Raw genomic sequence first — 14,225 nt, forward strand, 5'->3', positions numbered from 1 at the left:
GTCCCCGATCCTGACGCGGCGCACGCGATGAACGACGACCAGCTCAACATAGGACAGCGCCCCAGCGTCTCCTGCACGGACGAGGACGTCCGGATTCGCGTCCTCGCCGACAGACTCCGGACACTGGGCGTCCCGGTCGACACCTCCACGCGTCGACGGGCCGAGTACTCTTACGACGCCTCCAACTACCGGGTGCCACCTTCGGCCGTGGTCTTTCCTCGGTCGGTGGACGACGTCGTGGCGGTGGTGACCGTCTGCGGCGACACCGGGATTCCGCTGGTCAGCCGAGGGGGCGGGACCTCGATGGCGGGCAATGCCGTCGGCCCCGGTGTGATCGTCGACTTCTCCCGGCACATGAACCGCATCCTCGAGATCGACGAGACGGCCGGTGTCGCCGACGTCGAACCGGGCGTCGTGCTCGCGACCCTCACGCGGGTGGCCGAGGACGCGTCCTCGGGCCGGACGACCTTCGCCCCCGATCCCTCCTCGAAGAACCGGGCCACGGTCGGTGGCGCGCTGGGCAACGACGCCTGCGGCAACCACTCGGTGCGCTACGGCCGCATGTCCGATCACGTCCACGAGATCGACCTCGTCACCGCCGACGGGTTCCGGCTCACCGCGGCGCAGCAAGGTCTGCGTGCCACCGATCCCGACGACGCGGCCGCTGCGGCGCGCGCGCAGCAGCTCGACGCCGAGCTCACCGCGCTGGCAGGCGAGCACCTGTTCGAGTTCCGCACCGAACTCGGGAGGATCCAACGGCAGGTCTCGGGTTACCACCTCGATCATCTGTTGCCGGAGAAACGGTTCGACGTCGCCCGTGCGCTCGTCGGATCCGAGGGAACCTGCGCGGTGATCGTCGGTGCCCGCGTCGAGCTGGTTCCCCGCCCGTCCAGCGCGTTGCTGGTCTGCCTCGGCTACGACGATGTCGTCGACGCGGCCCGCGACATCGGAACCATCCTGGAGTTCTCGCCTGCGGCAGTCGAGGGTGTCGACGCGGCGATCGTCGAGACCATGCGGCTGCGTCGGGGCGAGAACTCCGTCCTCGGACTCCCGGTGGGAAACGCCTGGCTCTACGTCGATCTGGACGGTGACGACCCGGACTCCGTGGCCGCGGCCGCCGACGCACTGCTCGACAAACTTCGCCGCAACGGCCGTCTCGTCGACGGCCGCATCGCGGCCGACACCACCGAGCGCGCTTCCCTGTGGCGGGTGCGTGAGGACGGCGCCGGACTCTCGTCCCGCCTGGCATCCGGCGGCGAATCCTGGCCGGGCTGGGAGGATTCCGCTGTCGCGCCGGAGAACCTCGCCGATTACCTCCAGGACTTCCGCGCATTGCTCGACCGGCACGGTCTGCAGGGCGTGATGTACGGGCACTTCGGCGCCGGCTGCATGCACATCCGCATCACCTACGACCTGCGCACCGAGGAGGGCCGGCAGGTCTTCCGCGAGTTCACGCACGAGGCCGCGCGTCTGGTGGTCCGTCACGGCGGATCGCTCTCCGGAGAACACGGCGACGGCCGTGCCCGCTCGGAACTGCTGCCGGTGATGTACTCCGCGCGGATGATGAGCGCATTCCGTGCCTTCCGCACGATCTGGGACCCGCAAGGCATCCTGAACCCGGGATCGCTGACCGACCCGGCACGGATCGATGACGATCTGGCGTTGGCGGGCGTTCCCGAACGCACCTGGCGTACCCACTACGACCTGCACCCGATCGAGGCGGTCCGTCCCGACGGCGCGCGGCCGCAACACACCCCCGACCCGTGGGTGCACGCCGTCCAGGGCTGCATCGGCGTCGGACGATGCCGGGCCGACTCCGGCGGCGTGATGTGCCCGAGCTACCGCGCGAGCCGCGACGAGAAGGACTCCACTCGCGGCCGGGCCCGGGTCCTGCAGGAGATGGTGCGCGGCGCCCGCACGATCGAACAAGGGTGGAAGTCCGAGGAGGTGCGTGAGGCACTCGATCTGTGCCTGTCGTGCAAGGCCTGCTCGACCGACTGCCCGGCCGGCGTCGACATGGCCACCTACAAATCCGAGTTCTTCTCGCACTACTACGACGGCACACGACGACCGGTGTCGCACTATTCGCTGGGTTGGCTGCCACGCTGGCTCCGCGTCACGGGGTTGGCAGCACCGCTGGTCAACGCGGTCCTGCGCACTTCTCTCGCGAAGCGCGCCGCCGCACTCGGCGGCATCTCCCCCGACCGGGTACTTCCGCCCTTCGCCTCCCGGCGAGCCTGGAAGAAGGCCGTGAGCGACGCGCTGAGCGGCCGGTCCGGTTCGACGGCGGTGGTGCTCTTCGTCGACACCTTCACTCGCGGGTTGCGGCCGGAAGTCGCCGGTGCCGCCGCCCGCGTGCTCGCCTCGGCGGATCAGCAGGTGAGCTGCTCCGCGGACGCGTGCTGCGGACTGACATGGATCTCCACCGGCCAGCTCGACACCGCGAAGAAGAAACTCTCCCACGTCGCCCGGACACTGGACGACGGCACCGACCGGCCGATCGTCGTCGTCGAGCCGAGTTGCGCCGCCGCCCTGCGCAAGGACCTGCCCGAGCTGGTGCCCACCGAGGCTGCGCGTCGCGTCGCCGCACGGGTCCACAGCTTCGCGTCCTACCTGGACACCATGGTGCGCAACGGCTGGACACCCGCTCCTGCACAGCCGCTACCGAACGAGATGGTGCTGCAGACCCATTGCCACGAGTACTCCGTGTTCGGCGCCGGAAGCCATCGCCGGATACTGACCGCAGCGGGAGTCGACGACGTCCGCGACGCAGTCGGATGCTGCGGCGTGGCAGGAAACTTCGGATTCGAGAAACAACACCACGACATCAGCATGAAGGTCGCCGAGACCTCCCTCGCCCCGGCACTGCGCGCGGCCGACGACGACTCCGCGGTGGTCACCGACGGTTTCTCGTGCGCGATGCAGGTCGCGCAGATCGATGTCTCCGCCCCGGGGCAACATCTCGCAGAACTGCTCGATCCCGGGCCGCGAATGTCGATGAACAACACCATCTCCGAGGAGGAAAGCGCATGACCGATGCAACGATTGTCGGGACACGGGTGGGCGTCTCCGACGCAGTGTCCCGCGTCGACACAGGATTGTTCATCGACGGTGAGTGGGTCGAATCGACCACCGGCGAACGATTCGAGGTCGTCGCCCCGGCGACCGAGGAGGTCGTCGCGACCGTCGCGAACGGCAACGCCGACGACGCCCGGCGTGCCGTCGAGACCTGTGCTCGCGTGCAGAAGCACTGGGCGAAGACCGCTCCGCGCGAACGCAGCGTGATTCTTCGCCGGGCCTACGAGCTCATCATGGAGCGGCAGGACGAGTTCGCGACCATCATGACCACCGAGATGGGCAAACCCTTCGCCGAGGCGAGGGGCGAGGTGGCCTACGCTGCCGAGTTCTTCCGGTGGTTCTCCGAGGAAGCCGTCCGCATCGGCGGCGATGTGACCAGCACCGGCGACGGCGCGACCCGCATCCTGGTGTCCAAGGAGCCGGTGGGACCCTGCGTCCTCGTCACGCCGTGGAACTTCCCGCTCGCCATGGGTACCCGCAAGATCGGACCCGCCATCGCAGCCGGTTGCACCATCGTCTTCAAACCCTCGGAGCTGACGCCGTTGACCTCGCTGGCACTGGTCGACGTGCTCGTCGAGGCCGGTGTGCCCAAGGGTGTGCTGAACGTCGTGCCCACCACCGCACCCGGGGAGGTCGTCTCGGCCTGGATGTCCAGCGGTATCGCACGCAAGATCAGTTTCACCGGGTCGACCGCGGTGGGCATCCGATTGCTCGAACAGGCATCCCAGCACGTGATGCGCAGCTCGATGGAGCTGGGCGGAAATGCCCCGTTCATCGTGTTCGAGGACGCCGATCTCGACCGGGCCGTCGACGGCGCGCTCGCCGCGAAGATGCGCAACATGGGTGAGGCCTGCACCGCTGCGAACCGCATCTTCGTGCACCGCGCGGTCGCCGATCGGTTCGCGGAGAAGCTCGCTGCCCGGATGGATGCCCTCGTCGTCGGGGACGGCCTGGTCGAGGGTAGCCAGGTCGGTCCGTTGGTCGAGGAGAAGGCTCTGACGAAAGTGGAGCGTCTCGTCGCCGATGCCGTGGAACGTGGAGCGCGCGTGGTGTGCGGCGGAAGCCGACCCGAGGGACCCGGCTACTTCTACCTACCCACCGTCCTCGCCGACGTGTCGAAGGACGCCGCGTTGATGAGCGAGGAGATCTTCGGGCCGGTCGCGCCCCTCGTCATCTTCGATACCGAGGACGAGGTCGTCGAGATCGCCAACAACACGCCCTGGGGACTGGCCGGATACATCTTCACCCAGGATGTCGACCGCAGTTTCCGTGTCAGCGAAGCGCTCGAGGTCGGCATGGTCGGGCTGAACACCGGCATCGTGTCCAATCCCGCGGCACCGTTCGGCGGCATCAAGGCATCGGGTCTCGGACGCGAGGGAAGCACCATCGGCATCGACGAGTTCCTCGAGGTCAAGTACGTCGCGGTCCCCCGTAGGTGACGCGCTGTTCCGCCGATCCTTGCGCGCCGAACCGTGTCTTGCCGCCGCTGCAACGCGCGCGAAGCCCGGTTCGGCGCGCAAGGTCTATACGGCCTACCCATGTAGGTCAGGAATCCCCTGATCACGCAACGGTTCCTGATCGGCGGGCCGCAGTGCCGCACCACTTCGCGAGTGCGTCGTCGAGACCGTCCGTCGAGCCCTCCCCCACCCAGGCCACGTGCCCGTCCGGGCGCACGAGCACGGCCGACGGCGCGTCCACCTCACCGAGCAACGGCAACTCCCAGACGCCGTCGTAGCGCACCCGCACGAGGTCGACGCAGTCGGGAATATTCCCGGAATCGAGTGGCGGGCCGTCGAATTGCAACAGAAGCGGACGAGCCCGGTGCATGAGTCCGAACACGCGCACCGACTTCTCCTCGGCAATGACGTCGAGATCCGGCATACGTCGTCCCAGCAGCGGGTGCCCCTCACCGAGGTCGTAGGCGACGTCGAGACCGGAGATCAACGCCGCGATCGGCGCTCCGGCGTCGTCGACGCGGAGGACCTCGTCGATCAGATCGCGCAGGGCCTCCTGGCGCGGATCGGCCTTCTGGAAAAGAGATTGGGCCATCGTGAATTTCAGCGCCCGCGCGCCGGCCGGGTGCCGTTCGGCGTGGTAGGTGTCGAGCAGGCCCTCCCCCGAGTCCCCTCGCACGACCTGCCCGAGTTTCCAGCCGAGATTGACGGCATCCTGGATGCCCAGGCCGATACCCAGTCCGCCGGTGGGTGCATGCACGTGTGCGGCGTCGCCCGCGAGCAGGATCCGGCCCGCACGATAGGTCGTCGCCTGTCTGGTCGCGTCGGTGAACCGTGAGAGCCAGGTGGGATCGTGCACACCGAAATCGGTGCCGAACACGTGGACCAGTTCTCGTCGCAGGTCGTCGAGCGTCGGCGGCGTGGAAGGTCCCAGTTCGGCTTCGGTCACCACGACCCGCACTCGACCCTCCCCCATCGGGTACAGACCGTGGATGCCGCGTTCGTCGATCTTGGCGTCGGTGGGGAGTTCCTCGGTGACCCGCACTTCGGCGATCAGGCTGCTGCGTGTCGCATCCGGCCCTGCGAATCCGATCCCGGCCTCGCGGCGCACGACACTGCGCCCGCCGTCGGCGCCCACCACGTACCGAGCCTGCACCGTCTCCCCCGATGTGAGCCGAAGATGGACGCTCTCCTCGTCCGCATGGGCACCGACGACCTCGATGTTCCGCCGGATCGGCACGCCGAATTCCTCGATCCACTGCAGCAGCAGCCGTTCGATGTGGTTCTGGAACAACGCGAGCGTGTACGGATGGCGGGTGGGAAGACGGCCCACGTCGAGCCTGGTGCCCCCGAAGGTCGCGGTGTTCACCGTCCGCCCCTCGGCGAGGAATCGCTCGGCGATTCCTCGTTGATCGAGCAGCTCGATGGTGCGGGCGTGGATACCACCACCCCGCGACCCTGCGAGTTCCTGCGATTCGCGACGTTCGAGTACGACGACGTTCGCGCCGGCCAGGCGCAACTCCCCCGCCAGCATCATTCCCGTCGGCCCGCAGCCGACCACTACGACCTCGTGCATGTCCGCCCCCTCTCCACGACACCGGACGGGCAGTATGAACCCCGGGTAGGGGCTTGCGACAAGCCCCCACCTGCGCGATAACGTGGAAACGGGACGGGACGACGAGCGCCCCGGGTCAGCCCTCGATGATGCGCTTGATCGCGTCCAGGGTCGCCGGAATTCCACTGCGGGCAGCCTGCTCCCGCGCGGCGATCTGAGCAGGTGCCTCCGCCCCGAACTTCTCGTGGAAGAACTTCTGCCCTGCTTCGGTGAACTCCCAGGTCTCCGTCAGTTCCGTGCCGGCGTCCGCGGGCTTGATGACGTAGCTCCAGCGCACGAGGCCGGGACCGACCGACCACGCGAATTCACGGCCCGGAGAGGCGACGACGACCTCCGAGCGGGTCTCCCAGGTGCGTTCGGGGGTGACGTTCCGGCCGGTGAAGAAGGAACCGACCTCGGGGCCCTGCCCTTCGTCCCACCAGCATTCCGCGCAGACGGGTGACCATTCACCGGTGCGGGTGACATCGGAGACGAGGGCGTACACCTCGTCGGGGGTGGCGGAAACGACGACGGAGGACTTGAAGGTCAGAGGTGTGGTCTGCATGGCCACCATCCTGCCCGACGAGACCTCCGGAACCGGCAGCGACACCCTGACGAGTACGGATCAGGACACGAGATTGCTTGCCGCCCACGCCATGTGCGAACGCACCGTGGACGCAGCCTGGTCGGAGTCACCGGTTTCGATGGCGTCGACGATGGCACTGTGACGCCCGACGTCCATGTTTCCGACCGCCTTCTCCAGACCGGCGAACATGATGGACATGCGGATCGATCCCTCGAGCGACTGCCACGAGTGCATGAGCGTTTCGTTGCCGGTCAGACGGCAGAGCAGTCGGTGGAAGTTCAGGTCGGACTCGATGCGTGCCTCGAGGTCGTTCTCGGCATGCGCCATGGCCTCGAGAGCTTCGCGCAGGGCCGGGATCACCGAGGCCCGGTCGTCCCGCTCCGCGAGGTCGCGGACGGCCAACGCTTCCAGGGCCGCGCGCACGGCGAAGATGTCGCGGATCTCCTTGGCGTCGAGGTGCCGAACGTAGAGGCGACCGCGGGCACCGGCAGAGATCAGACCTTCCTGCTGCAATTGGCGCATCGCCTCGCGCAAGGTCCCCCGGCTGATCTGGAGCATCTCGGACAGCTCGGTCTCGACGAGGGGGCTGCTCGGGGCGAGCGCGCCGCTCGTGATCGCGGTGCGCAGGGCGGTGACGGCCTGCTGACGCAGGCTGGTCCTCTCGAGCCCCAGCAGCGCAGCGGGTTGAGCAGCCATGAGTTGCCTCCAGGTGTCAGCGGCCGACTGTCGACAACAGTCTGTCGACAATGATACGGGTCCCGCACCGAGCTGGGTGCGGGACCCGTACAGCGTGTCGGTCAGCCGAGCTCGTCGAGCACCCGCGCGACCACCCGGTCGGTGCTCAAGCCGTACCGGTCGTGCAGGGTGGGTAGCGCGCCGGCATCGAGGAACCGGTCGGGCAGGCCGATGGGGACGACCCTCTTCCCCAGTCCCGCCCCGACGACTGCGGCAGCGACGGTCTCGAAGAGCCCACCTACGACGGTGTGGTTCTCGAGGGTGACCGCCAGTCGGTCGGTGTCGATCTCCGCCAGGACCGTGGCTGCGTCGAACGGTTTGATCGTGGGCGTGTGCACCACCCCGACGTCCACGTGGTGGGTTGCCAGCACGTCCGCCGCCTGCAACGCGCGCATGGTCATCAGTCCGCTGGTGACGAAGACGACGTCGTTCCCGCCGCGCAGCACCTTCGCCTTGCCGAGTTCGAAGCAGTAGTCGTACTCGTCGAGGACCGTGGCGACCTTACCGCGCAGCAAGCGGAGATAGGTGGGGCCGTCACTCGCGGCGAGCTGCGGCACGGCCTGTTCGATGTCGATCGAGTCGCACGGATCGACGATCGTCAGGTTGGGCATGCCGCGGAAGATGGCGATGTCCTCGGTGGCCTGGTGACTGGGGCCGTATCCGGTGGTCAGGCCGGGAAGCCCGCCGACGATGTTGACGTTGAGGTTCGGCTCGGCGATGTCCAGGCACAGGAAGTCGTACGCGCGGCGCGCGGCGAACACCGAGTAGGTCGACGCGAACGGGATCAGGCCGGTCTCGGCCATGCCCGCCGCGGCACCGAGGAGCAGCTGTTCGGCCATGCCCATCTGGAAGAACCGGTCCGGGAACGCCTCGGCGAAGACGTGCATGTCGGTGTACTTCGCGAGATCCGCGGACAGGCCGACGATCCGGTCGTCCTCCTGGGCAGCCGCGACCAGCGCGTGGCCGAACGGTGCGGCGGTGGTCCGCTGACCCGGATCGACGAAGGAGGCGATCATCGCCGAGGTCTTGAGCTTGGGAGCGGTGGTGGTCATCGGACGTCCTCGCGGTTGTGGCCGGCGGTCAGCTGGTCGCGGCAGATCTGCCATTCGTCTTCGTCGATGCGCATGAAGTGCGCCTTCTCGCGGGTTTCGAGCAACGGAACGCCCTTGCCGACACGGGTGTCGCACAGGACGATCGCCGGGGATCCGGCCGGGGCGGCCTCGGCGATCGCCGCATCGAAGGCGTCGAGCAGCGCACCGGTGTCGTTGCCGTCGACCCGGTAGGTGCGCCACCCGCAGGCCGTCCACTTGTCGTGGACCGGTTCCGTGCTCAGCACTCCGCTGGTGGCACCGTCGGCCTGCAGTGCGTTGATGTCGACCATCGCGATGAGGTTGCCGAGTCGGTGGTGGTGCGCGCTCATGGCCGCTTCCCAGGTCGACCCTTCGTCGAGTTCGCCGTCGGACAGGAAGTTGAAGATCCGTGCAGGCGAACCCTGATGACGCAGACCCAGCGCCATGCCGACGGCGATCGGAAGGCCGTGGCCGAGCGAGCCGCCGGAGATCTCCATACCGGGCGTATAGGTCGACATGCCCGACATCGGCAGGCGCGAGTCGTCCGAGCCGTAGGTGAGCAACTCGTCGCGGGAGATGATCCCTGCCTCCGCGAGCGCCGCGTACAGGCCGATGGCGTAGTGGCCGGTCGACAGGAGGAACCGGTCGCGGCCGTCCCAGTGCGGGTCGTCGGCGCGGAAGCGCAGATGGTCTCCGTAGACGGTGGCGAGGATGTCCGCGGCGCCGAGCGCCTGGCCGACGTAGCCCTGGCCCTGTTCCTGGCCCATGTTGATCACGTTGTGCCGGAGTCGGTAGGCGAATTCGTCGATGGCGGCGAGTCGCTCGTTCCGAGGCAGGGCGACGTCGGGACGGGGATGCGCTGTGGTGGTCACAGAAGTTCCTTTTCCTTGGTGCTCGATGCCGCGGCGGTCCCACCGGACAGGGGGCCGTCGGGGCTATCGGAAGGGTGTGAGTTGGACCGGCCGGCCTGATCGGCGAGGCGTCGCTCGGTCCGTCCCCAGGTCTCACGGGTGACGAGGGCGCAGACGAGACCGACGAGGCCGTAGAAGCTGAAGAGCAGGGCCGGGCCGATCCAGCCGAAGGCGAAGTAGAGCAGCGCGGTGATGAACGGGGTGAACCCGGAGACCATCGCCGAGATCTGGTAGGCCAGCGATGCGCCCGAGGCGCGGCGCGCTGCCTGGAACAGTTCGGGGAACCAGGCACCCTGCGCTCCGGCAAGGGCGTTCTGGCAGACGGCGTAGGCGATCACGACGGTGGCGAGGATCAGCACGAACGTGCCGGTGTTGACCAGGAGGAACATCGGGACCCCGAAGAGGGCGGCGAACGCGCAGACTCCGAGATACACCGGGCGGCGGCCGATACGGTCGGTCAAACTCGCCCAGCCGATCGTGGCGAAGATGCCGATCGCCGAGGCCACACACAGCGCCAACAGGGTTTCCGATTTCCCAGCGAGGTCGTTCTCGTGCAGGTAGGAGATCATGTAGGTGATCGAGACGGCGTAGCCGGCGGTTTCGGCCACGCGCAGGCCGATGCCGCGGAGGATGTCGCGCCAGTCCTTCTTGACGGAGTCCAGGATCGGGGAGGCAGCGATTTCGCCGCTGTCCTTGACGTCCTCGAAGACCGGGGACTCGGGCACCTTGGACCGGATGATCAGCCCGACGACGACGAGGACGATGCTCGCGAGGAACGGCACCCGCCACGCCCAGTCGCCACCGAGGTGGACGCTGAACAGGAATACGAGGTTTGCCAACAGCAGCCCGACGGGGAATCCCGCTTGGACGATGCCGGTGTAGCGGCCCTTCGATTTCCACGGCGCGTGTTCGTAACTCATCAGGATCGCTCCGCCCCATTCGGCGCCGAAGGCGAGTCCCTGGATGATGCGGACGGTCACCAGCAGCGCCGGTGCGACGAGACCGACCTGGCCGTAGGTCGGAAGCAGACCGATGGCGAAGGTGGCCAGGCCCATGACGATCAGTGAGGCGACGAGGACCGGCTTGCGCCCCACCTTGTCTCCGAGATGACCACCGAGGATCCCCCCGAGAGGTCGTGCGGCGAATCCGACGCCGAGGGTGGCGAAGGCGGCGAGGGTGCCGATGACGGGATCGCCGCTGGGGAAGAAGGCCGTCCCGAAATACAACGCTGCAGCGGTGCCGAAGCCGATGAAGTCGTAGGTCTCGATGACGGCGCCGACAGAGGAACCGATCGCGACGCGTTTGGCGTCCTTGGTGCCCTCGACGGGACCTCGCATCTCGAGCGCTTCTGTGCTCATGAATTTCTCCTTGCGGACCGAGGATACGGCCGCTGGTGCGACGGGGAAAGAGGATGTCGACTGTCAACAGTGAACCCCAGTGTGAGCGCGGCCACCCCCTCCTGTCAACTGTCAGTAGGCAACGGTTGACTGTTGACAGTCAGCACGGTTAGCGTGGTCCCCATCACCTTTCAGGAGGTTCTCGTGTTCCACGATCGGCTCGGCTGCTCGACGATCAGCTTCCGCCACCTAGACCTGCCCACGGCGCTACAGACCATCGCCGGCCTGGGCTTCACCGAGATCGACCTCGGCGCCCTACCCGGAGTCTGCGATCACGTTCCGTTCGTGCTCGACGCGGACGCCGTCGATCGAGTCGCCGACGAGGTGGCAATCTCGGGCCTGCGCGTCCGCAGCGTCAACTGCGACATCGGCGACCTCGACGCGCCGTTGACCTCCGAAGAACAGAAACGGCGGGATCACCATCTCGATCGGTTGCTGACTCTCACCTCCCGCATCGAGGCACGCGCCCTGGTGCTCCCGTGCGGACATCTCGACCACCGGCCCATCCGGTCCCTCGACGAAGACCTCGACACCGTCGCGGCACAACTCGAACGGGCACACGTCCGGGCCCGGGACTTCGGGGTGGGCCTGTGGACCGAATCCCTCCACGTCCACCGACTGTGCTGCGACATCGCTCGCGCTGCGCGGCTGACAGCACGACTGTCCCCCGACATCGGCGTGGTGATGGACTTCAGTCACATCGTCGCCTCGGGCGGAGATCCCGCCGATTTCGTCGACCTGTTCGCCTCGCGCATCACGCACGTCCATCTCCGGGACGCGGTGCCCGGCAACATCAACCTCAGCATCGGCAACGGGCACGCCGACTTCGCCGGCGGCCTCGCCGCCCTCGACGCCCGCGGCTACACCGGGCATTTCGCCCTCGAACTCGAGACCCGCGACATCACCGACCCCGAGCGCCCCGAAAGTGCCTCTCGGGCAGCTCGATTCGTCACCACCCTTATCCCCTGACCCAACCTTCAAGGAGAAAACCCATGTCCTCGATCCGACGCACCGCAGTCGTCACCGGAGCAACCTCCGAGCGCGGCATCGGCCTCGCCACCGCCCGTCGCTACGCCGAGGACGGCTGGGCCGTCGTCGTCCTCGATCTGGACGGTGAGAAATCCGCCAAGGTCGCCGCCGAGATCGGCAGCGAGTACTCCGTCCCGTCCTTCGGACACGAGATCGACGTGGCCGACGAGGCGTCGGTACAGGCAGCGCACGATGCCGTCGCCGCGGAAGTCACCGCCGGCAATCTCCCGCCCGTCGGAGCGGTCGCGAACATCGCCGGCATCACCTCGCCGGTGCCGTTCCTCGAGACGAGCCTCGAACTGTGGAACAAGGTGATGGCCGTCAACGCCACCGGCACCTACCTCGTCACCCGGGCATTCCTGCCGGGCATGATCGAGAACGGATGGGGACGCATCGTGAACATGTCGTCGGTCTCCGCCCAGCGTGGCGGCGGTGTCTTCGGCAAGGTCCCCTACTCGTCGGCGAAGGCCGCCGTCCTCGGATTCACCAAGTCCCTCGCCCGGGAACTCGGCGACAGCGGCGTCACCGTCAACGCCGTCACCCCCGGCGCGGTCGACACCAGCATCCGCGTCGGCAGCACCCCGGAGCAGGAGGCCGCCATCTGCCGCGACGTTCCGCTCGGACGCACCGCCACCACCCGTGAGGTGGCCTCGGTCATCACGTTCCTGTCGTCGGAGGACGCGGCCTACCTGACCGGCACGACCGTCGACATCAACGGCGGCAGCCACATGCACTGACCACCCCGTTCGGTGTCCGCTCATGCACCGTCGCGGTCGGACACCGGACGGCACCGTTTTCACTTCGGTCGCCGGACGAGAACCATGAGAACAACGCCTTTTTTCGCCCCATTCGGCAGCAGCCCGGACGTGGAACTGCAGCCGTGGCAGTCGCGTGCCGACTGCCGTCTCATCGATCCCTCGATCTTCTTCCCGTCGGACGACGAATCGCGCGGGATGCGGCAGCGCCGTGAACGGACGGCGAAACAGATCTGCACGTCGTGCCCCGTCCGAATCCCCTGCCGCGACTACGCGCTGGTAACCCGCGAACGTCACGGAATCTGGGGCGGAACGTCCGAATCGGACCGCCGCAGGGGAAGACCGACCGCAGACCGTGATCGGACGACTCACGCACTCGGGATGAAGTCATAGGGTGAATTCGCGGCCGGGCGCCCTTCCCCTGAGGAGATGCAGTGTTCGCCGCTGCGTTCATCTCGCAGAAAGACTGTCGCCGTGGCGATCTCGTCCTATACTCGCGCAATGTTGATCATCGGAATCATTCTGTTCGGGCTGCTCGTCGGCGCGGTGGCGCAGCTCGTCGTGGGCAGGTCCGGGACCGGGATCGACTGGACGCTCGCGTTCGTCGCGGGCGTCGGTGGTTCGTTCGTCGGCGGTCTGCTCATCAGCCTTCTCGCAGGTGACGGACTCGAACTGCGCCCCAGTGGGATCATCGGCTCCCTCGCCGGCGCGATCATCGTGACCGCTGCCTGGTCGGCGTGGAAGTCCCGGTCGCGTCAGGCCTAGCGGTACCGAGATCCATGACGGGGGACGATGCCTGAGTGACCTCACGCCCGCAACCGAGCAGCGACTGCTCGACATCGTTCTCGGAGATCCGGTGTGCCTGAGCTACGAGGCCGAGGACCGGGTCATCGAGAAGGCCGCGGCGCTGTTCGCGGACGTCGACACCGGGGTCGAGGTGCGCAACGAGGCGCGGGTGCATCTCTGGTACGAGGAGCATTTCGGTGTTCCGGCCGATCCGTTCACCAGCAGCGCCGACGCCATCGACCATTTCGCATCCACCACGTGTTGTTTCGGCATCACCCGTGAGCCCGGATCAGGCCTACGGGTCTACGCTCCGCACGGTTTCGACGGCCTGTTCGGGATGGTGCTCCGCCCGAATCCGGTGCTGGCGCCTCGCGAGGTGTACGAAGCGAAAGCCCGACAATGGCAGGCGGAATGGCCTCGGTTGGTCGTCGAACCGTGGCCCGAGCGCTGACACTCTCATTCGTCGGGCTCCTCGTCGAATCTGCGTCGCGCTTTCTCGATGCGAGGAAGATTTATCGACGCCCACAGCAGCAGGGCGTCGATCGGTTCGCGCACCGTCTTCCCCAATGGCGTGATGCGGTATTCGACCGCGACGGGACGGGTGTTCACCACCCGGCGTTCGACGATTCCGTTGCGTTCGAGTCTGCGCAGCGTGGTCGTCAGGGATTTCTGCGTGACCTCGGGAACGGCGCGCCGCAACTCGTTGAAGCGGCGCGGAGCCTCGCACAATTCGGTGAGCACGCTCAGGGACCACTTGTCGAGGATCTGTCCCAACAGTTCCCGGTGGGCGGCGACGGCAAGCAGATCGTGGTCAGCGGTATCCGACATGA

The 14,225-nt window shown here is 67.4% G+C and carries 14 protein-coding genes; 7 read left to right on the top strand and 7 right to left on the bottom strand.

The window, feature by feature from the left end; translation table 11 throughout:
• Positions 1-27: 27 nt before the first annotated feature.
• A complete protein-coding gene (locus BLV31_RS14305; RefSeq protein ID WP_248846240.1) occupies positions 28-3,033 on the top strand; it encodes an FAD-binding and (Fe-S)-binding domain-containing protein in 3,006 nt (1,001 codons plus the stop codon).
• Positions 3,030-4,517 (top strand): NAD-dependent succinate-semialdehyde dehydrogenase, encoded by a 1,488-nt coding sequence (locus BLV31_RS14310; RefSeq protein WP_064060970.1) that lies wholly within the window; start codon positions 3,030-3,032, stop codon positions 4,515-4,517. The genes BLV31_RS14305 and BLV31_RS14310 overlap by 4 nt, the downstream gene beginning before the upstream one ends.
• Before the next feature lie 121 nt (positions 4,518-4,638).
• Here BLV31_RS14310 and BLV31_RS14315 read toward each other — a convergent pair whose 3' ends face one another.
• From BLV31_RS14315 to BLV31_RS14340, 6 genes are all read right to left on the bottom strand, one after another.
• The gene (locus tag BLV31_RS14315; protein WP_064060969.1) at positions 4,639-6,108 is read right to left on the bottom strand and encodes an FAD-dependent monooxygenase; all 1,470 of its coding nucleotides are present in this window, start codon (positions 6,106-6,108) and stop codon (positions 4,639-4,641) included.
• A 115-nt stretch (positions 6,109-6,223) separates the two neighbouring features.
• Positions 6,224-6,700, bottom strand: a complete 477-nt coding sequence (locus BLV31_RS14320; protein WP_064061037.1) for an SRPBCC family protein — start codon at positions 6,698-6,700, stop codon at positions 6,224-6,226.
• Between the two features lie 51 nt (positions 6,701-6,751).
• Positions 6,752-7,408: a GntR family transcriptional regulator gene (locus BLV31_RS14325; RefSeq protein ID WP_064060968.1), complete on the bottom strand. Its 657-nt coding sequence runs from the start codon at positions 7,406-7,408 to the stop codon at positions 6,752-6,754.
• Between the two features lie 101 nt (positions 7,409-7,509).
• Complete coding sequence (locus BLV31_RS14330) at positions 7,510-8,499, bottom strand: transketolase family protein (protein ID WP_064060967.1); 990 nt, start codon at positions 8,497-8,499, stop codon at positions 7,510-7,512.
• Complete coding sequence (locus tag BLV31_RS14335) at positions 8,496-9,389, bottom strand: transketolase (protein ID WP_064060966.1); 894 nt, start codon at positions 9,387-9,389, stop codon at positions 8,496-8,498. Before BLV31_RS14335 ends, BLV31_RS14330 begins: the two co-directional genes overlap by 4 nt.
• Complete coding sequence (locus BLV31_RS14340; protein WP_064060965.1) at positions 9,386-10,786, bottom strand: MFS transporter; 1,401 nt, start codon at positions 10,784-10,786, stop codon at positions 9,386-9,388. Before BLV31_RS14340 ends, BLV31_RS14335 begins: the two co-directional genes overlap by 4 nt.
• Before the next feature lie 183 nt (positions 10,787-10,969).
• Here BLV31_RS14340 and BLV31_RS14345 point away from each other — a divergent pair, with 183 nt between their 5' ends.
• From BLV31_RS14345 to BLV31_RS14365, 5 genes are all read left to right on the top strand, one after another.
• Positions 10,970-11,794, top strand: coding sequence for a sugar phosphate isomerase/epimerase family protein (locus tag BLV31_RS14345; RefSeq protein ID WP_064061036.1), 825 nt, complete (start codon positions 10,970-10,972; stop codon positions 11,792-11,794).
• A 23-nt stretch (positions 11,795-11,817) separates the two neighbouring features.
• On the top strand, positions 11,818-12,591 hold the full coding sequence (locus BLV31_RS14350; RefSeq protein WP_064060964.1) for an SDR family NAD(P)-dependent oxidoreductase: 774 nt from the start codon (positions 11,818-11,820) through the stop codon (positions 12,589-12,591).
• An 84-nt stretch (positions 12,592-12,675) separates the two neighbouring features.
• Entirely contained in the window at positions 12,676-13,002 is a 327-nt protein-coding gene (locus BLV31_RS14355; RefSeq protein ID WP_064060963.1) for a WhiB family transcriptional regulator, read from the top strand.
• A 108-nt stretch (positions 13,003-13,110) separates the two neighbouring features.
• Complete coding sequence (locus BLV31_RS14360; protein ID WP_064060962.1) at positions 13,111-13,374, top strand: GlsB/YeaQ/YmgE family stress response membrane protein; 264 nt, start codon at positions 13,111-13,113, stop codon at positions 13,372-13,374.
• Positions 13,375-13,405: 31 nt separating this feature from the next.
• On the top strand, positions 13,406-13,846 hold the full coding sequence (locus BLV31_RS14365) for a nucleotidyltransferase family protein (protein ID WP_255312745.1): 441 nt from the start codon (positions 13,406-13,408) through the stop codon (positions 13,844-13,846).
• A 5-nt stretch (positions 13,847-13,851) separates the two neighbouring features.
• Here the strand turns inward: BLV31_RS14365 and BLV31_RS14370 are convergent, their stop codons facing one another.
• Positions 13,852-14,223: a winged helix-turn-helix transcriptional regulator gene (locus BLV31_RS14370; protein WP_064060961.1), complete on the bottom strand. Its 372-nt coding sequence runs from the start codon at positions 14,221-14,223 to the stop codon at positions 13,852-13,854.
• Positions 14,224-14,225: the final 2 nt, after the last annotated feature.

The sequence above is a fragment of the Rhodococcus pyridinivorans genome, from assembly GCF_900105195.1.
GTDB classification, from domain to species: domain Bacteria; phylum Actinomycetota; class Actinomycetes; order Mycobacteriales; family Mycobacteriaceae; genus Rhodococcus; species Rhodococcus pyridinivorans.